Raw genomic sequence first — 17,185 nt, 5'->3', positions numbered from 1 at the left:
ATGGCATGCAGCACGGCGGGGGGGGCGCAACCGACGACGGCGGGTGGCGTGGACGGTGCCCCAGCCCCCGGTACGGGGGACCGGGCGCGCCGTCAGGTGCGGGAAACGTTGCGTTCGTAGACCAGGCGGAGCCCGATTAGCGTCAGCCACGGCTCGTGTTCGTCGATGGTCGAGGCCTCGCCGAGAACCATCGGCGCAAGCCCACCGGTGGCGATGACCGTGACGTCGTCCGGATCGCCGGCGAGCTCACGGGCCATCCGGTTCACGACACCGTCGACCTGCCCCGCGAAGCCGTAGATGATGCCCGACTGCATGGCCTCCACGGTGTTCTTGCCGATCACACTCCGCGGGCGCGCGATCTCGATCTTGCGGAGCTGCGCGCCTCGGACGCCGAGTGCCTCGACCGAGATCTCGATGCCGGGGGCGATGACGCCGCCGGCGTACTCCCCGCGCGCGGAGACCGCGTCGAACGTCGTCGCCGTGCCGAAGTCGACCACGATCGCCGGGCCCCCGTAGAGCTCGACCGCCGCGACCGCGTTGATGATGCGGTCGGCGCCGACCTCCTTGGGGTTGTCCATCAGGATCGGCACGCCGGTCTTGATGCCGGGCTCGACCAGGACGGCGGGCACGTCGCCGTAGTACCGGCGGGTGACCTCGCGCAGCTCGTGCAGGACCGACGGGACGGTCGAGCAGATCGCGATGCCGTCGATGCCGTCGCCGAGCTCCTCGCCGAGGAGCGGGTGCATGCCCATGAGGCCGTTGAGCAGGACGGCGAGCTCGTCGGCGGTGCGACGGGCCTCGGTGGAGATACGCCAGTGCTCGACGATGTCCTCGCCGTCGAAAAGCCCCAGCACGGTGTGGGTGTTACCCACGTCGATGGTGAGAAGCATGTGGTTTTACTCCGCCTCCGTCGCGGCCGGGGCCTCCCGCAGGTCCAGGCCGATGTCGAGGATCGGCGAGGAGTGCGTGAGGGCCCCCACCGCCAGGTAGTCGACGCCCGTCTCCGCGTACGCGCGGGCGTTGTCCAGGGTGAGGCGGCCGGAGGACTCGAGGATCGCGCGGCCGTGCACGAGCGACACGGCTTCCTCCGTGTCGCCGGGCGTGAAGTTGTCCAGGAGGATCAGGTCGGCGCCCGCGTCCACGGCCTCGCGCAGCTGGTGCAGGGTGTCCACCTCCACCTCGACCGGCAGGCCCGGGAACTCCTCGCGCACCGCCTTGAAGGCCTGTGCCACGCCGCCCGCGGCGACCACGTGGTTGTCCTTGACCAGCGCGGCGTCGGACAGCGACATGCGGTGGTTGACACCGCCGCCGCAGCGCACCGCGTACTTCTCCAGCGACCTGAGGCCCGGCGTGGTCTTGCGGGTGTCGCGGACCTTCGCCTTCGTGCCCTCCAGGATGTCCGCCCACGCGCGCGTGGCCGTCGCGATGCCGGAGAGGCGGCACAGCAGGTTGAGCGCGCTGCGCTCCCCGGTCAGCAGATCGCGCGTACGGGCGGTGACGCTGAGCAGCTTCTGGCCAGCGGCGACCCGGTCGCCGTCCTCCACGTGCCGCTCCACCTCGAACTCGTCGGTGCAGACGACGGACAGGACGGCTTCGGCGACACGCAGACCGGCGACGGTGCCCGCCTCGCGCGCGGTGAAGTCGCCGGTCGCGACGGCGTTCTCGGGGATGGTCGCGACGGACGTGACGTCCACGCCGCCGGCGAGGTCCTCCGCGACGGCCATGTGCGCGATGTCCTCGACCTCGACCGGGTCGAGCCCGGCGTCGGCCAGGAGCTGGGCGAGCGCGGGGTCGAGCCCGCACTCCATGGGGTCGTGCTCGTCCTCGCCGCTGCAGCCGCAGCCGTCGCCGCAGCCACCGCTCGGGAAGACGGGAAGGTCGGGAGTGCTCACGTCGGTCACTGCTCCTGGGGACGGGACTGCGGGTGGGTCGGGGGGAGGTCGCCGGACGGGGACCGGGCCGGGTCCGGGGCCGGGGTGTCCTGGGCCGGCGGCGGCAATGGCCGGCCGGGCCGGGTGGGGGAGAACGCGGCACTCTCGGTCGTATGCACGGCCAGGGACCGGTCCGGGTTCAGCCGTACGACGATGTGGCGGCCCCACACCTCGTCGTCCCGGTTGGCGTAGTCCTCGCGCCAGTGGCAGCCGCGGGTCTCCTCGCGCTGCCTCGCGGCGGCGACCAGCACGCGGGCGACGCACAACAGGTTGGTCGTCTCCCAGGTGTCGACGCCGGGCTCGGCGGTCTTGCCGTTCTCGGCGAGGGCGTCCTTCGCGTCGGAGTGCAGCCGCTGCAGCTCCTCGGCGGCGCGCGCCAGGGACTCCGCGGAGCGCAGGACTCCGGCGCCCTCGGTCATGATCCTCTGGATCGCGAACCGGGCCTCGGGCGCGAGCAGCGGGTGCGCGGGCGTCTCGGGGTGCTCCTCGGGGGACGGCACGCGCGCGTGGAGGCCGTTTTCCCGAGCCGCCTCTGCGATGTCGGCCGCGATGCGCTCCGCGTAGACGAGGCCCTCCAGGAGGGAGTTGGAGGCGAGGCGGTTGGCGCCGTGGACACCGGTGCAGGCGACCTCACCGCACGCGTACAGGCCGGGCACCGTGGTGCGGCCGTGCTCGTCGGTGCGGACGCCGCCGGAGGCGTAGTGCGCGGCCGGGGCGACCGGGACGTGCTCGGTAACGGGGTCGATGCCGTGGGCGCGGCACGCCGCGAGGATCGTCGGGAACCGCTGCTCCCACATCTCGGCGCCGAAGTGGCGGGCGTCCAGGTACATGTGCTCGGCGCCCTGCTCCTGCATGCGGCGCATGATGCCCTTGGCGACGATGTCCCGGGGCGCGAGCTCGGCGAGTTCGTGCTGTCCGGCCATGAAGCGCACGCCGTCCGCGTCGACGAGGTGCGCGCCCTCGCCGCGTACCGCCTCGGAGACCAGCGGCTGCTGGCCTTCCGCGTCGGCGCCGAGGAACAGCACCGTGGGGTGGAACTGGACGAACTCCAGGTCGCTGACCTCGGCTCCGGCGCGCAGTGCGAGCGCGACGCCGTCGCCCGTCGACACGGACGGGTTGGTCGTCGCCGAGAAGACCTGGCCCATGCCGCCGGTCGCGAGGACCACGGCGGGTGCGTGTACCGCACCGACGCCGTCGTGCTGGCCCTCGCCCATGACGTGCAGCGTGACGCCGGCCGCGCGGCCCTCGGCGTCCGTCAGCAGGTCCAGGACGAGTGCGTTCTCGACGGTTCGCACGCCACGCGCGCGTACCGCCTCGACGAGCGCGCGGGAGATCTCGGCGCCGGTCGCGTCGCCGCCCGCATGCGCGATACGGCGGCGGTGGTGGCCGCCCTCGCGGGTGAGCTCGATGTCGCCCGTCTCCGGCGATGTGTCGAAGTGGGCGCCCGTGTCGATGAGACGGCGTACCGCGTCGGGGCCCTCGGTGACGAGGATGCGCACGGCCTCCTCGTCGCACAGGCCCGCGCCCGCGACGAGCGTGTCCTCCAGATGCTGCTCGGGGGTGTCCCCGTCACCGAGGGCGGCCGCGATGCCGCCCTGCGCCCAGCGCGTGGAGCCGTCGTCCAGCCGGGCCTTGGTGACCACGACGGTCTGCAGGCCCGCCGCCTCGCAGCGCAGCGCCGCGGTGAGTCCGGCCACGCCGGAGCCGACGACCACGACGTCGGCGGCCAGGGACCAGCCGGGAGCGGGCGCGTGCAGCCGTATGCCGGTGGCGCGGCCCGGCGCCGTGGTCGTGCCGCCCGGAGGGGCTATCGCGGGTCCTGTCCCGGAGGATGACGTTCCTGTGCCGGTCACGAGGCGGCTCCGAAGGTGAGGGGAAGGTTGTCGATCAACCGGGTCGTGCCGACCTTCGCGGCGACCGCGAGGACCGCGTCGCCCGTGAAGTCGTCGGGGACCTCCGTGAAGTCGGACGGGTCGACCAGGGCGAGATAGTCCAGTACGAGCGGCGGATCGAGGCGGGACGCCTCGTCGAGGACCAGCTGGGCGGCGGCGCGGACGGCGGCGGGGCCGCCGGGCACGGCTGTGGCGACGGCGTGGGCGTCAGCGGCGGCGCGGGACTCGCCCAGCGCGCTCAGCGCCTCGGCACGCGCGTGCGTGGACGGTGCGAGAACGGCACGCGCGCGGAGCGCCTCCTGCGCGGCATGCCGGTCCTGGCCCGCGAAGAGGGCCTGGGAGAGGGCGAGCGCGGTGCGCCGCTCGGCGGGCGAGAGGTAGCGGTTGCGGCTGGACAGGGCGAGCCCGTCCTCCTCGCGCACGGTCGGCACGCCCACGATCTCCATGCCGAAGTTGAGGTCGCGCACCATGCGGCGGATGAGGGCGAGCTGCTGGGCGTCCTTCTGCCCGTAGAGCGCCATGTCGGGCGCGGTGAGGTGGAGCAGCTTGGCGACGACGGTCAGCATGCCGTCGAAGTGCCCGGGCCGCGACGCGCCCTCCAGGCGCTCCCCCATGGGGCCCGCGGAGATACGCACCTGGGGCTCGCCGCCCGGGTAGACCTCGTCCACGGACGGGGCGAACACCACGTCGGCGCCCGCCTGTTCGGCGACCTTCACATCCGCGTCCAGGGTGCGCGGGTAGCGGTCGAGGTCCTCTCCCGCGCCGAACTGCAGCGGGTTGACGAAGACCGTGACGACGACCTCGCCCTCGCGTCCCGCCAGCCGCCGCGCCTCGCGGACCAGGGTGGCGTGCCCCTCATGCAGGGCGCCCATGGTCATGACGACGGCCCGGCGGCCGGCACGCGCGCGTGCGCGCAGTTCCTCGGCGGTGTGCAGCAGCGTGGTCATCGCACCTCTCCGTCCGCGCCGTCGATGTCCGCCCCATCGGCCAGTACCCCGAGCAGATCCTCTGCGAGCTCGGGCTTCAGCAGGCCGTGGGCGAGCGCGCGGTCGGCGGTGGCCCGCGCCATGGCGAGATATCCGGCGACGGTGCCCGGCGCGTGCTTGCGCAGCTCCGCGACATGGGCCGCGACCGTGCCGGCGTCCCCGCGCGCGACAGGGCCGGTGAGCGCCGCGTCGCCGGACCGCAGCGCGTTGTCGAGCGCGGCGCCGAGGAGCGGGCCGAGCATGCGGTCCGGGGCCCCGACGCCCGCGGCGCGCAGCAGCTCCATGGCCTCGGCGACCAGCGTGACCAGGTGGTTCGCACCGAGGGCGAGCGCCGCGTGGTACAGCGGGCGGTTCTCCTCCTCGATCCACTCCGGCTCGCCGCCCATCTCGATGACCAGCGCTTCGGCAGCGAGCCGCAGTTCCTCGGGCGCGGTCACGCCGAAGGAGCATCCGGCCAGCCGCTGTACGTCGACGGGAGTGCCGGTGAAGGTCATCGCGGGATGCAGGGCGAGGGGCAGCCCACCGGCGCGCAGCGCGGGATCGAGCACCTTGGCGCCGTACCGCCCGGAGGTGTGCACGAGGAGCTGCCCTGGCCGCACCGCGCCCGTCTCGGCGAGGCCCTCGACGAGGCCCGGCAGGGCGTCGTCGGGCACGGTCAGCAGCACCAGCTCGGCCCGCTCCAGGACCTCCGCAGGGGACACTATCGGGACATCGGGCAGCATCGCGGCGGCCCTGCGCCTCGATGCGTCGGAAACCCCGGAGACGGCGACCGGGCGGTGCCCGGCGAGCTGGAGGGAGGCGGCCAGCGCCGGTCCGACCCGGCCTGCTCCCACGACCCCGACGGAGAGCCGCGCGGGGCGGTCCTTCGGATCGGGCGGTTGAGGTGTGTTCACTCGACGACGGCCTTCCGTTCCAGTCCGCTCGGGGTACCGGACGATTTCTCGTCATGCTAACGCGATCGGTTCGGGGGGTTCTTCCTCTGTCCACAGGCTCGGGGTTTGTCCACAGGCTGTGGGCACCCCTGGGGCCGTACGACATGATCTGTGGATGCCCGATCCGACAGAGCAGAAGCGCAAGCGGCGCCTCGCCGCGCTGCGCAGCGCAGCGCAGCGCCGAGCGGACGTTGTCCCGCACAGCGATGGAGAGCACCCTCCGGGAACAGCTCGCTCAGCTGACGGACGGCGCACCTTCCGTATACGACCTCGAAGAGGCCTCCGACGTCTACGGGGATGGTGTCGTCGAGGAACTGGAGCGCCGCGTCGCCTCGCTGCTCGGCAAGGATGCCGGGGCCTTCTTTCCCACCGGGACGATGGCACAGCAGGTGGCGCTCCGCTGCTGGGCAGGGCGCACCGGCAACCCCACCGTCGCCTGCATCCCCTCCCGCACCCGGAGCAGCACGAGCGCGGCGCCCTCGAGACCCTCAGCGGTCTGCGTACGGTCCATCCGACGACCGAGTCCCGGCTGCCGTACGCCGCCGGCGGGAACGCCGCAGGTGGGTAGTGAAACGTCCCGCGTTGGCCCGACGACCTGGGCCGAGCAGGGCACCGACTGAGTCAGGCCCCGCCGCCCGCCCGGACAAGCCCCGTCTCGTACGCGAGGACGACCACCTGTACCCGGTCCCGCAGCCCCAGTTTGGTGAGGATGCGGCCGACGTGCGTCTTCACCGTCGCCTCCGACAGAACCAGCCGCGCCGCGATCTCGCCGTTCGACAGGCCCTGCGCGACCAGCACCATCACCTCGCGCTCGCGGTCCGTCAGCCGCTCCAGCTCCTTGTGCTGCGGCTCCTTGCCGGTGGTCGGCAGCATCGGCGCGAAACGGTCGAGCAGCCGCCGGGTCGTGGACGGCGCGACGACGGCGTCGCCGCTGTGCACGGCCCGTATCGCGGCCAGCAGCTCGCCGGGCGGCACATCCTTGAGCATGAATCCGGAGGCGCCCGCCTTCAACGCCGAGAAGGCGTACTCGTCGAGGTCGAAGGTGGTGAGGATCAGCACCTTCGGCGCGCCTTCCCGCTGCCCGTCCGCACAGACGCGGCGGGTCGTCTCCACGCCGTCCAGCTTCGGCATGCGGACGTCCATCAGCACCACGTCGACCGCGGTCGACCGCAGCACCTGAAGCGCCTCGACGCCGTCGCCCGCCTCCGCGACGACCTCCATGTCGGGCTGGGCCGCGAGCACCATCCGGAAGCCGGTGCGCAGCAGCGCCTGGTCGTCGACGAGCATCACGCGGATCGGCGGCATGGGGTGAGTCCCTTCGTGGACCTCAGAAGATCATGAGGAGAAGACGTGAGAGCGGAGGTCAGACACATGAGGAGGTCAGAGACATGAGAACGTGTCAACCGTGCCAGCCGGCGGGCTTGAGCGGCAGCAGGGCGCTGATACGGAAGCCTCCCCCGGGCCGCGGCCCGGCGTCCAGCGTGCCGCCGACCATGCCGATGCGTTCCCGCATGCCGATCAGGCCGTGGCCCTTGCCGTCGGGCCCGCCTTCCTCGCACAGCTCGTGCGGGGCGCCCTTGCCGTCGTCCTCGACGAGCAGGCCGAGGCCGTCGTCGAAGTAGACGAGCCGCACGCTCGCCCCGGCGTTGGGGCCGCCGTGCTTGCGGGTGTTGGTGAGCGCCTCCTGCACGATCCGGTACGCGGTGAGCTCCACGCCGCTGGGCAGCGGGCGCGGGGTGCCCTCGACCTTGAAGTCGACGGGCAGGCCGGCGCTGCGTACCTGTTCGATCAGCTCGTCGATCTGCTCGACATCGGGCTGTGGAACGTACTCGCCGCTCTCCTCGTGCTCCCCGGTGCGCAGCACGCCGAGCAGCCGCCGCATCTCCGCGAGCGCCTGGCGGCCGGTGCCGGAGATCGTCTCCAGGGCCTTCTTCGCCTGGTCGGGTGCGGTGTCCATGACGTAGGCGGCGCCGTCCGCCTGCACCACCATGACCGACACGTTGTGCGCGACGACGTCGTGCAGTTCCCGGGCGATCCGGGCCCTCTCGGCGGCGACCGCGACCTTGGACTGCGCCTCGCGCTCCTTCTCCAGGCGGGCGGCGCGCTCCTCGAGCTGGTCGAGGTAGGCGCGGCGGGTGCGGAGGGAGTCGCCGAGCACCCAGGCAAGCGCGAAGGGCACGGTCTGGAAGACCGTGACGAGCACGTGCCCCGCGCCGCTGACATTCTCCGCCGGCCAGCGCAGCTCGGACAGCGGCGCCGCACACAGGCCGCCGAACAGCGCGAGGCGGGACGCCCAGCGTCGGCCGCCCCCGTCCGCCGCCACGGTGTAGATGATCACCAGCATCGCGAAGTCGGCGGGCATCACCTCGACGTCCAGGATCAGCTGGGCCACGCCCGTCGCCGCCGCGACCAGCAGCATCTTCTCGGGCATACGGCGGCGCAGGGCGACGACGAGGCAGAGGACCAGCGCGATCGGGACGGACGCGAGGGGCGGATCCTCCTCCCGCGGAGAACTCAGCCCGCCCACGACATGCACGCCGGCGATCCCGAGGAGGACGACGGCCCAGAAGACGTCGACCCATGTCGGGTGCCTGTGGAGAAAGTCGTAGACGCGCTGCACGTCACCCAGAGTAGGGAAGCGTGCAGAGCACAGGAGTCAACCGGAGGTGCGATCCGTACCTCGGCCTTGTACTCCCCAAGGTGGAGGTCCGCATGGCCATTGCACATAACCTGGCGCCGTGACGGATGAGCGGAACGAGGACGGGTGCGGCTGGCGGGAGGCCACCGTCGAGGCGCTGTACGGGCCGGCCGGTTTCTATCGTGGGCCGGAGGGTCCAGCGGGCCATTTCCGCACGTCAGTGCATGCGTCGCCGCTCTTCGCCGCAGCGGTGGCACGGCTGCTGTGCCGGGTGGACGAGGCGCTGGGGCACCCCGCCGAACTGGCCTTCGTCGACATGGGCGCGGGCCGGGGTGAGCTCGTGTCGGGGGTTCTCGCCGCGCTGCCCCCCGATCCGGCGGCCCGCACGCGCGCGTACGCGGTCGAACTGGCCGTGCCCAGACCGGCCGGGCTCGACCACCGGATCGAGTGGCTTGCCGAACCGCCCCGGGATGTGACGGGGCTGCTGTTCGCCAACGAGTGGCTCGACAACGTCCCCCTGGATGTCGTCGAGACGGACTCCGCCGGTGTGCCGCGGCTGGTCCTCGTACGCGCGGACGGCACCGAGAACCTCGGGGCTCCGGTCGACGGCCGCGACGCGGAGTGGCTCGCGCGGTGGTGGCCGTTGGGGGCGGGGGGCGGGTCGAGCGCCGGGGGCCGGTCTGGAGCCAGGGGCCGGTCGGGCGCGGGGCGCCAGTCGGACGCGGGGGGCCAGTCGGACGCGGGGGGCCAGTCGGACGCGGGCCCCGAGGCATACGCAGCACCCGGGCCGCCGCACGCCGAACCCGGCCTGCGTGCCGAGATCGGTCACCCCCGGGACGACGCATGGGCCGCCGCCGTCGCCACGCTTGCCCGCGGGCTCGCCGTCGCCGTCGACTACGCCCACCTCAAGGACGCGCGGCCGCCCTTCGGAACGCTGACCGGTTTCCGCCAGGGCCGGGAGACGACGCCGGTGCCGGACGGCTCCTGCGACATCACGGCGCATGTCGCGCTGGACGCGTGCGCGCTGCCGGGTGCCCGGATTGTCACCCAGCGCGCCGCCCTGCGGGCGCTGGGCGTGACGGGGGCGAGGCCGCCCCTGTCCCTGGCCTCGTCGGATCCTGCGGCGTACGTACGCGCCCTCGCGGACGCGGGGGCAGCCGCCGAGCTCACCGCGCCGGGCGGACTCGGCGACTTCGGCTGGCTCCTGCAGGCCGTCGGCGTAGCGGCGGACCTGGTGGACGTGCCGGCCGGGGACGTACGTACCGACGGGTGACGCTCTGGTCGGGCTACTTGTCGATGTCCCCGACGACGAAGAACATCGACCCCAGGATCGCCACCATGTCCGCGACCAGCGTGCCCGGCAGCAGCTCGGTGAGCGCCTGGATGTTGTTGTACGAGGCGGAGCGGAGCTTCAGCCGGTACGGGGTCTTCTCGCCCTTGCTGACCAGGTAGTAGCCGTTGATGCCGAGGGGGTTCTCGGTCCAGGCGTACGTGTGTCCCTCAGGCGCCTTCAGGACCTTCGGAAGGCGCTGGTTGATCGGGCCCGGCGGCAGCTCGGCCATGCGGTCGAGGCAGGCGTCGGCGAGGTCGAGCGAGATGTGCGTCTGCTCAAGGAGGCACTCGAAGCGGGCCAGGCAGTCGCCCTCCTGGCGGGTCACGACCTCGAGGGTGTCCTGGAGCTCGCCGTACGCGAGGTAGGGCTCGTCGCGGCGCAGGTCGAAGTCGACGCCGGACGCGCGGGCGATGGGGCCGCTCACGCCGTACGCGTGGACCGTCTCCGGCGTGAGGACGCCGACGCCGCGGGTGCGGCCGCGGAAGATCTCGTTGCCGAGGACCAGCCGGTCGTACACGTCCATGCGGGAGCGGACGTCGGCGACGGCGTGCCGGGCCCGCCCGAGCCACCCGGCGGGCAGGTCCTCCTTGAGGCCCCCGACCCGGTTGAACATGTAGTGCATGCGGCCGCCGGAGATCTCCTCCATCACGGCCTGGAGCTCCTCGCGCTCCCGGAACGCGTAGAAGACCGGGGTGATACCACCCAGTTCAAGGGGGTACGACCCGAGGAACATGAGGTGGTTGAGGACGCGGTTCAGCTCGGCGAGCAGCGTGCGCATCCACACCGCGCGCTCCGGAACCTCCATGCCGAGCATGCGCTCGACGGCGAGCACGACACCGAGTTCGTTCGAGAACGCGGAGAGCCAGTCGTGGCGGTTGGCCAGCATCACGATCTGCCGGTAGTCGCGCGCCTCGAACAGCTTCTCGGCACCGCGGTGCATATAGCCGATGACCGGCTCCGCATGCCGGATCCGCTCGCCGTCCAGGAGGAGCCGCAGCCGCAGCACGCCGTGCGTTGACGGGTGCTGAGGACCGATGTTGAGCACCATGTCGGTGCTCTCGGCGGCGCCGCCGATGCCGATCGTGGTCTCCGTCGTAGGAGTCATGGGAACAGTCTCTCGTACGTAGGCTTGCGGTATGGAGACGGGGACTGGGGCAGGGGACGGCACCGGGGCCGGGGCGGGGAATGGAGCCGAGGCCCGGGCTGGGGTTGGCGTTGGCGTTGGCGGTGGGGGCAGCGTAAAGGCCGCTGGGACAGGAAACGCCGGGGCTGAGCCCGAGTGGACGGGACTGCCGCCGGGGCTGCTGCGGATGCGGCGGCTGTTGCTCGTGGTGTGGTTGGTGCCGTTGACCGTGGCGGCGGGGTTGCTGCCGGGGCTGCTCGCCGGTCCCGGCTGGGCGGCCTTCGCACTGGTGCCGTTCGCGCTGCTGGTGTGGGGCTGGTCGATGCTGGGACGCAACTGGCGCTCGTGGCGGTACGCGGAGCGCGCGGACGACCTGCTGATCAGCCGGGGTGTGCTGTGGCGGGAGGAGACGATCGTGCCGTACGGCAGGATGCAGCTGGTCGAGGTCACGTCGGGCCCGGTCGAACGCCACTTCGGCCTCGCAAGCGTGCAACTGCACACGGCGGCCGCAGCCTCCGACGCACGCATCCCCGGCCTGCTCCCGACCGAGGCGGAACGCCTGCGCGACCGCCTCACGGAACTGGGCGAAGCCCGATCGGCCGGACTGTGAACGGCCAGGGGTCTGCGAACGGCGAGGCGCCCTCGAACCCCGGACCGGCCGACGAGGGGCCGGCTGCGGACCAGCCGCAGGAGCCAGGGGCCGCCGCGAGCCGGACGCACACAGCCGAGGGCACGGGTACGGGCACCGGCACGGGTACGGGCCGGGGCGACGGCGAGGGCGTGGCCGAGCGGCGGTTGCATCCCGTCACGCCCCTGCGGCGCGCGTGGGCGCCCATCGCCGTTGTCGCCGGCTGGGCGGTGCACGACCCGGACCAGGCGCAACGGCGGCTGACCGAGCTCACCACGTTCACGCTGCTGCTCGGCCTGGCCGTACTGATACCGGTCGCCGCCCTCTACGGCTTTCTGACCTGGTGGTACACGCACTTCGCCGTCACCGGCACGGAACTGCGCATCCGCACCGGGCTGCTGTTCCGCCGTACCGCCCATATCCGCCTCGACCGGCTCCAGGCCGTGGACGTCACCCAGCCCCTGCTGGCCCGATTCGCAGGCGTCGCGAAACTCAGACTCGACGTCATAGGGACGGACAAGAAGGACGAACTCGCCTATCTCGGCGAGAAGGAGGCCCGCGTCCTCCGGGCCGAACTCCTCGCCCGCGCCGCCGGGTTCGCGCCCGAGACGGCACAGGAGGTCGGCGAGGCCCCGGCACAGCGGCTGGTGCACGTTCCGCCGCGGATGCTCGCGGTGTCGCTGCTGCTCACCGGCGCGCCCTGGGTGATGCTGCTGGCCTCGCTTGTCGTACCGCCGCTGATCTGGATGGCCACCCACAACGTGTGGACGGTGCTGGCCACGGCACTGCCGCTGCTGGGCGCCGCCGGGGCGAACAGTGTGGGCCGGTTCATCGGCGAGTACGACTGGACGGTCGCCGAATCCCCGGACGGGCTCCGTATCGACCACGGGCTGCTCGACCGTACGCACGAGACCGTGCCGCCGGGCCGGGTGCAGACCGTCCGCATCATCGAACCGCTGCTGTGGCGGCGGCGCGGCTGGGTCCGTGTCGAGCTCGACGTGGCCGGTTCGTCCAACTCCATACTCGTTCCGGTGGCTTCGCGGGAGGTCGCGGAGACGGTGATATCGCGGGTTCTGCCGGGCGTGACGGTGCCGGGCGTGTTGTCCCGCCCGCCGAGCCGGGCGCGCTGGTGCGCACCGTTCTGGTGGCGTGGTTACGGTCTCGCCGTCACGGACACGGTGTTCGCTTCGCGCCACGGGCTGCTGCGCCGCAGCCTGTCGCTGGTGCCGCACGCGAAGGTGCAGAGCGTACGGCTTGTCCAGGGGCCCTGGCAGCGCGCCCGGTCGCTGGCCGACGTCCATGTGGACACGGGCGCCAACAAGACCGTGACCGCCGGCCTCCGCGACGCCGCCGAGGCGGCGACCCTCCTCCACGCCCAGGCGGACCGCTCCCGTACGGGCCGCCGCAAGGCCCGCCCGGACCGCTGGATGGCCTGAGCGACGGCCTGCGGCGGCCCGCACGCGGGTGCGTTCGCCGTCTTCCGGTGGGCGGTTCGGGACCCGTGCGACGGCTCACGGTCGGCGGCGCTGCGCAACCTGCCGGTGGGCGGGTCGGGCAGCGCCGGGATGTGCGTCACCTTCGACCGGAGGGCGGCTGACACCCGGGCGGCGGGACCCTCCCGTTGTGGGCGGGCAGGCGTTCCTCCCCCAGCTACCGCTGGGGCGTGCCCCCAGGAGGTGCATGGGGGGTACCCCACACGACGGCGGGTGCCCTCGTGCCCTCGCGAGACGAAACGCCGTCAGGCCTGCAGCGCCGACCTCAGGTCCGCCACGTCGATCTGCTCAGTCTCGTCGTGCTCCGTCAGGTCGATGACCTGGCCGACCGCCCGACCGTTGTCGGTGGCCGGCTTGAACTCGGCCTCGGCCTCCGACTTGTGGAGGGCCAGAACCTCCTCGCCGACGACGTCCGCCAGGTCCTGGTTCTGCACCGCTGCGAGTGCGGCCGGCGCCACGCTCTTGGTGCCGAAGAAGTCGAAGCTCCCCTCGACCGCTCGGCGTCGCGCGGGGGCGGGCGGTACGACCGCCGCGGCAGTCGGCACCAGATAGTGGCCGATGGGTGCGGCGGCCGCGCGCGTGTGCTCGCCGGCCGCCACGGACTTCCCCTGCGACTCACCCTCCCCAGCGGCAGCGCCCTCCCGCGCGGCAGCGCGCTCGCCGGCGGCCGCATGCTCCGCCGGGGCCCTGCCGCTCTCCGCCCGGCCGGTACCGGCCGAGTCCGTCTTCACCGACGCGCCACCCCTCGCAAGGCGGTCCAGCGCGGAGTTGGCTCGCAGGAAGAGTTCCGGACTCGGAGCCGCCTGGCCGGAAGCCGCGGACACGCGCCGGGCGGGCTCAGGCCCCGCACCCGCGGACCCGTCGGACGCGCGCTCGTTGGACACAGGCTCCGCAGGAGCGGGAACCCTGGACGCAGCCCCCGCGGGAGCGAGCACCGTGGACGCCGGCGCCACCCCGGCCCCCGTGGCCCCGCCCGCCGGCGGCAACGCCCTCGCCGGGGCCGCCGCCTCTATGGCCAGCAGCCGCCGTCCCTCCAGCGCGGAGGCCCGCTCGGTCTCCGCGGTCGCGTAACGCCGCAGCAGTGCCGCGTGCTCGGTGCGCAGCGCAGCCAGCTCGGCGCGCTTCGCCCGCAACTTGTGCTCCAGCTTGATACGCAGCTCACGCGACTCGTCGAGGTCGGACTCGAGCTCGGCCGTCCGCTCCTCGTAACGCCATTCGTCGCTCTGGCGCGCCCGAATGAGCTCCGCGACACGTTTGCCCGCCAGCCGGTCCCAGCGGCGCATGACGACCGCACCCGCGACGGTCACCGCCGCGGCGGCCCCGGCCAGCCCACGGAGCACCACCGGCTCCGTGAACAACCAGGCGCCGGCGGCGCAGACGAGCGAGGCGCCTGCGATCGTCGAGGGCGGCAGCAGCCTGTGCAGGGGTGGCGAATGGCGGTGACGTCCACGTGGCATGGCCAGAAACTTACCGCGCGTAGGCGAATCATGGTGCCCCGGCAGGCAAAAACATGGTACGCCGGTCGCGCCCTTCTTGATCAGCTTGCGTTCCGCGTTGACCTACCCGCCGAGTTCGACGAGACCGGCCGTCGTGATTGTCTTCGTCAACTTCCCCAGTACGTCGGCTATATCGGTGCTGCCCGCGTGATGCGACCGGCAGCCCGACGCCCCGTGCGGCGAACCGCGTTGCGGAGGCTCGTGGAGCACGCGGGGGCTAAAGCTGCTTCCGGCGGGCGACACGGTCGACCAGAACGCGTTCGCGGTGAGTGCGGAATTCGCGGTGAAGCACCACCTCATCACTCGAGGCGACCTGCTTCGTGTTCGGCCCGTTCTCCTTGAGATCGAGGAATTCGGCGAGTGTCGCGGCGTATTCGGGAACGACGTCGATTGCGCCCTTCTCCCACTCCCGTTCCTGAATCTCGCGGGCAGCCGGCCGACCGCAGACACAACCGCCCGACACGACCGCGTGCCGGCTGTTGCGGTCGTTCGTCGGACCCAGGCCTGTACCCCCTGCATACCTTTGCCGTCGCTTTTCCCCCTGTTGTCCTTCCCTGGGTGAACCCGCCCCGCCGGTGCGCCCTCCTAGAGAACGCACCGTCCCCCCGACGCCGGTTCGGCGTCGGGCCTCATGGGCCCCCGGAACCGCCTGGGGTCAAGGTGTTGGCCGACAAGGTGTTGGCAGAGCTACGGGAGACGATGCCCGCCAGGATAGATAGGGGCATATCGGGCATGACTCCTGACGGCACCGTGCAGGGCGGCAGGATTCGCGGGCACTTGGCGCCCGAAGACGCAGGCACGCTTCGGCACACCGAGCCTCAGCCCCTCACATTCGGGCGCATGCTTCGCGGCCCCCGTGCCGACGCCGTGCCCGCCATCGTCACCCGGGCCTGTACGTTCGTCGGCCTGGTAGACATCGCGGCAGGCGTCTTCCCGCGCTTCCGGCACAGCCGCGTGCACGCCATCACAGAAGTACTGCCGGGCGCGCTCGGCCCGTTCGCCGCCGCCCTCTCGCTCAGCGCCGGCATCCTGCTTCTGCTCCTCGCCCACGGGCTGCGGCGCCACAAGCGGCGGGCCTGGCGGGCCGCCGTGGGGCTGCTGCCGGCCGGCGCCGTGGCGGAGTTCCTGTACCGGCACTCGATCGTCGGCGTGCTGATCTCCCTCGTGCTGCTGGCGCTGCTGCTGCGCCACCGGGACCAGTTCGCGGCGCTGCCCGATCCGCGCAGCCGCTGGCTCGCGCTCGCCAACTTCGTCCTCGTGGGCGCCGGTTCTCTCGCCCTCGGCCTGGTCATCGTCAGCGTCCACCCCGGCGAGACGGTCGGCGACCCGAGTCTCGCGGAGCGTCTCGAGCACGTCTTGTACGGACTGTTCGGCTTCGAGGGCCCCGTCGACTACACCGGTCGTACGTCATGGACGGTCGCGTACTCGCTCGGGGCCCTCGGCCTGCTCACCGCCATCACCACGATCTACCTCGCGCTCCGGCCGGAGCACCCGGTCGCGCGCCTCACCGCGGACGACGAGGCGCGGCTGCGCGAGCTCCTCGCCCGGCACGGCGCCCGCGACTCGCTCGGCCACTTCGCGCTCCGCCGCGACAAGGGCGTCGTCTTCTCGCCCAGCGGCAAAGCCGCCGTGTGCTACCGCGTCGTATCCGGCGTCATGCTCGCCAGCGGCGACCCCATCGGCGACGTCGAGGCCTGGCCTGGCGCGATCGAGCGCTTCATGGACGAGGCCAGGATCCACTCGTGGACGCCCGCCGTCATGGGCTGCTCCGAGACGGGTGGCGAGGTGTGGGCCCGCGAGACCGGTCTGGACGCGCTCGAACTGGGCGACGAAGCGGTGGTGGACGTCGCGGATTTCTCCCTCTCCGGGCGCGCGATGCGCAATGTGCGCCAGATGGTGAGGCGGATCGAGCGGGCCGGCTACGAGACCCGTGTACGGCGCGTCCGTGATCTCGGCGACCAGGAGCTGGACCGGATCCGGAGAGCCGTCGACGACTGGCGCGGCACCGACACCGAACGTGGGTTCTCCATGGCCCTCGGACGCGTGGGCGACGCCGCCGACGGCGACTGCCTGATCGCGACGGCGCACAGAATCGAAGGGGCGGCGCGATGGGGGTCCCCCCAGGCTTTCGGCTCTGGGGGAGCCTCGGGTAGGGCGGTGGTGGGAGACGGGCGGGACGACCCGGCACCGGGGTCGTACGGCGACCTGAAGGCCGTACTCCACTTCGTCCCCTGGGGTACGGATGGCGTCTCGCTCGACCTCATGCGCCGCGACCGCGCCGCGGACCCCGGCATGAACGAACTGCTCATCGTGGCGGCACTGCAGGCCGCCCCGAGGTTCGGCATCGAGCGCGTCTCCCTGAACTTCGCCATGTTCCGCTCGGCCCTCTCGCGCGGCGAGAAGCTCGGTGCGGGCCCGGTCCTGCGCGCCTGGCGCGGTCTGCTGGTGTACCTCTCGCGCTGGTTCCAGATCGAGTCGCTGTACAGGTTCAACGCGAAGTTCCACCCGCGCTGGGAGCCGAGGTTCGTGGTGTTCCGCAGCACCCGGGACCTGCCGCGTATCGGCTTCGCCGCGCTGCAGGCGGAGGGCTTCGTGACACCGAGGCTGACCCGGCTCACCGGCATCGGTGCGCAGGCGCGGCGGCAGTGCGCGCATGGGGCGGAGGTGGGGCGGAGGCGGAGGGTCGAGGCGGCCCCATAGGGGCGCGGGGTTCGGGCACGTTCCGCCGGACAC

Annotated in this window: 14 protein-coding genes and 1 pseudogene; 5 read left to right on the top strand and 10 right to left on the bottom strand. The window is 72.6% G+C overall.

Annotation, left to right across the window (positions count from 1 at the left end):
* Positions 1-92: 92 nt before the first annotated feature.
* The 5 genes from ACSMXV_RS23700 to ACSMXV_RS23680 are packed head-to-tail and all read right to left on the bottom strand — an operon-like array spanning position 93 to position 5,702.
* Positions 93-890: a type III pantothenate kinase gene (locus tag ACSMXV_RS23700; protein ID WP_473173308.1), complete on the bottom strand. Its 798-nt coding sequence runs from the start codon at positions 888-890 to the stop codon at positions 93-95.
* A gap of 6 nt (positions 891-896) precedes the next feature.
* A complete protein-coding gene (gene nadC, locus ACSMXV_RS23695) occupies positions 897-1,892 on the bottom strand; it encodes a carboxylating nicotinate-nucleotide diphosphorylase (protein ID WP_473173307.1) in 996 nt (331 codons plus the stop codon).
* A 5-nt stretch (positions 1,893-1,897) separates the two neighbouring features.
* Positions 1,898-3,742 (bottom strand): L-aspartate oxidase, encoded by a 1,845-nt coding sequence (locus ACSMXV_RS23690; RefSeq protein WP_473179046.1) that lies wholly within the window; start codon positions 3,740-3,742, stop codon positions 1,898-1,900.
* Between the two features lie 38 nt (positions 3,743-3,780).
* On the bottom strand, positions 3,781-4,770 hold the full coding sequence (panC, locus tag ACSMXV_RS23685) for a pantoate--beta-alanine ligase (RefSeq protein WP_473173306.1): 990 nt from the start codon (positions 4,768-4,770) through the stop codon (positions 3,781-3,783).
* Positions 4,767-5,702, bottom strand: coding sequence for a Rossmann-like and DUF2520 domain-containing protein (locus tag ACSMXV_RS23680; protein WP_473173305.1), 936 nt, complete (start codon positions 5,700-5,702; stop codon positions 4,767-4,769). Before ACSMXV_RS23680 ends, panC begins: the two co-directional genes overlap by 4 nt.
* A gap of 245 nt (positions 5,703-5,947) precedes the next feature.
* Between ACSMXV_RS23680 and ACSMXV_RS23675 the strand changes: the two genes are divergently transcribed.
* Positions 5,948-6,361, top strand: coding sequence for a beta-eliminating lyase-related protein (locus ACSMXV_RS23675; RefSeq protein ID WP_473173304.1), 414 nt, complete (start codon positions 5,948-5,950; stop codon positions 6,359-6,361).
* A gap of 1 nt (position 6,362) precedes the next feature.
* On the opposite strand, the gene ACSMXV_RS23670 is transcribed toward ACSMXV_RS23675, so the two are convergent.
* Together ACSMXV_RS23670 and ACSMXV_RS23665 are read right to left on the bottom strand one after the other, a co-directional pair.
* A complete protein-coding gene (locus tag ACSMXV_RS23670) occupies positions 6,363-7,046 on the bottom strand; it encodes a response regulator (RefSeq protein WP_473173303.1) in 684 nt (227 codons plus the stop codon).
* Between the two features lie 94 nt (positions 7,047-7,140).
* Positions 7,141-8,361, bottom strand: a complete 1,221-nt coding sequence (locus ACSMXV_RS23665; RefSeq protein ID WP_473173302.1) for a sensor histidine kinase — start codon at positions 8,359-8,361, stop codon at positions 7,141-7,143.
* A 118-nt stretch (positions 8,362-8,479) separates the two neighbouring features.
* Here ACSMXV_RS23665 and ACSMXV_RS23660 point away from each other — a divergent pair, with 118 nt between their 5' ends.
* Complete coding sequence (locus ACSMXV_RS23660; protein ID WP_473173301.1) at positions 8,480-9,652, top strand: SAM-dependent methyltransferase; 1,173 nt, start codon at positions 8,480-8,482, stop codon at positions 9,650-9,652.
* A 13-nt stretch (positions 9,653-9,665) separates the two neighbouring features.
* Here the strand turns inward: ACSMXV_RS23660 and ACSMXV_RS23655 are convergent, their stop codons facing one another.
* Positions 9,666-10,817, bottom strand: a complete 1,152-nt coding sequence (locus ACSMXV_RS23655) for an NADH-quinone oxidoreductase subunit D (protein ID WP_473173300.1) — start codon at positions 10,815-10,817, stop codon at positions 9,666-9,668.
* A 31-nt stretch (positions 10,818-10,848) separates the two neighbouring features.
* On the opposite strand from ACSMXV_RS23655, the gene ACSMXV_RS23650 reads away from it, so the two are divergent.
* Positions 10,849-11,445 (top strand): PH domain-containing protein, encoded by a 597-nt coding sequence (locus tag ACSMXV_RS23650; protein ID WP_473173299.1) that lies wholly within the window; start codon positions 10,849-10,851, stop codon positions 11,443-11,445.
* 170 nt (positions 11,446-11,615) lie between these two features.
* Positions 11,616-12,899, top strand: coding sequence for a PH domain-containing protein (locus ACSMXV_RS23645; protein ID WP_473179045.1), 1,284 nt, complete (start codon positions 11,616-11,618; stop codon positions 12,897-12,899).
* Positions 12,900-13,201: 302 nt separating this feature from the next.
* Here ACSMXV_RS23645 and ACSMXV_RS23640 read toward each other — a convergent pair whose 3' ends face one another.
* Together ACSMXV_RS23640 and ACSMXV_RS23635 are read right to left on the bottom strand one after the other, a co-directional pair.
* Positions 13,202-14,413, bottom strand: a complete 1,212-nt coding sequence (locus ACSMXV_RS23640) for a coiled-coil domain-containing protein (RefSeq protein WP_473173298.1) — start codon at positions 14,411-14,413, stop codon at positions 13,202-13,204.
* Between the two features lie 337 nt (positions 14,414-14,750).
* Positions 14,751-14,879 (bottom strand): annotated as a pseudogene (locus tag ACSMXV_RS23635) (amino acid ABC transporter substrate-binding protein); the annotation flags it as partial.
* Between the two features lie 413 nt (positions 14,880-15,292).
* Between ACSMXV_RS23635 and ACSMXV_RS23630 the strand changes: the two are divergent.
* Positions 15,293-17,152: a phosphatidylglycerol lysyltransferase domain-containing protein gene (locus ACSMXV_RS23630; RefSeq protein WP_473173297.1), complete on the top strand. Its 1,860-nt coding sequence runs from the start codon at positions 15,293-15,295 to the stop codon at positions 17,150-17,152.
* Positions 17,153-17,185: the final 33 nt, after the last annotated feature.

It is taken from the genome of Streptomyces sp. DSM 42067 (assembly GCF_055792885.1).
This window is presented reverse-complemented; position numbering and strand designations above follow the sequence as displayed.

Coding starts and splice junctions, on each gene's coding strand:
- ACSMXV_RS23675 (WP_473173304.1), top strand. CDS start 5,948: ATGGAGAGCACCCTCCGGGAACAGCTCGCTCAGCTGACGGACGGCGCA.
- ACSMXV_RS23640 (WP_473173298.1), bottom strand. CDS start 14,413: ATGCCACGTGGACGTCACCGCCATTCGCCACCCCTGCACAGGCTGCTG.
- ACSMXV_RS23650 (WP_473173299.1), top strand. CDS start 10,849: ATGGAGACGGGGACTGGGGCAGGGGACGGCACCGGGGCCGGGGCGGGG.
- ACSMXV_RS23670 (WP_473173303.1), bottom strand. CDS start 7,046: ATGCCGCCGATCCGCGTGATGCTCGTCGACGACCAGGCGCTGCTGCGC.
- panC (WP_473173306.1), bottom strand. CDS start 4,770: ATGACCACGCTGCTGCACACCGCCGAGGAACTGCGCGCACGCGCGCGT.
- ACSMXV_RS23700 (WP_473173308.1), bottom strand. CDS start 890: ATGCTTCTCACCATCGACGTGGGTAACACCCACACCGTGCTGGGGCTT.
- ACSMXV_RS23655 (WP_473173300.1), bottom strand. CDS start 10,817: ATGACTCCTACGACGGAGACCACGATCGGCATCGGCGGCGCCGCCGAG.
- ACSMXV_RS23630 (WP_473173297.1), top strand. CDS start 15,293: ATGCTTCGCGGCCCCCGTGCCGACGCCGTGCCCGCCATCGTCACCCGG.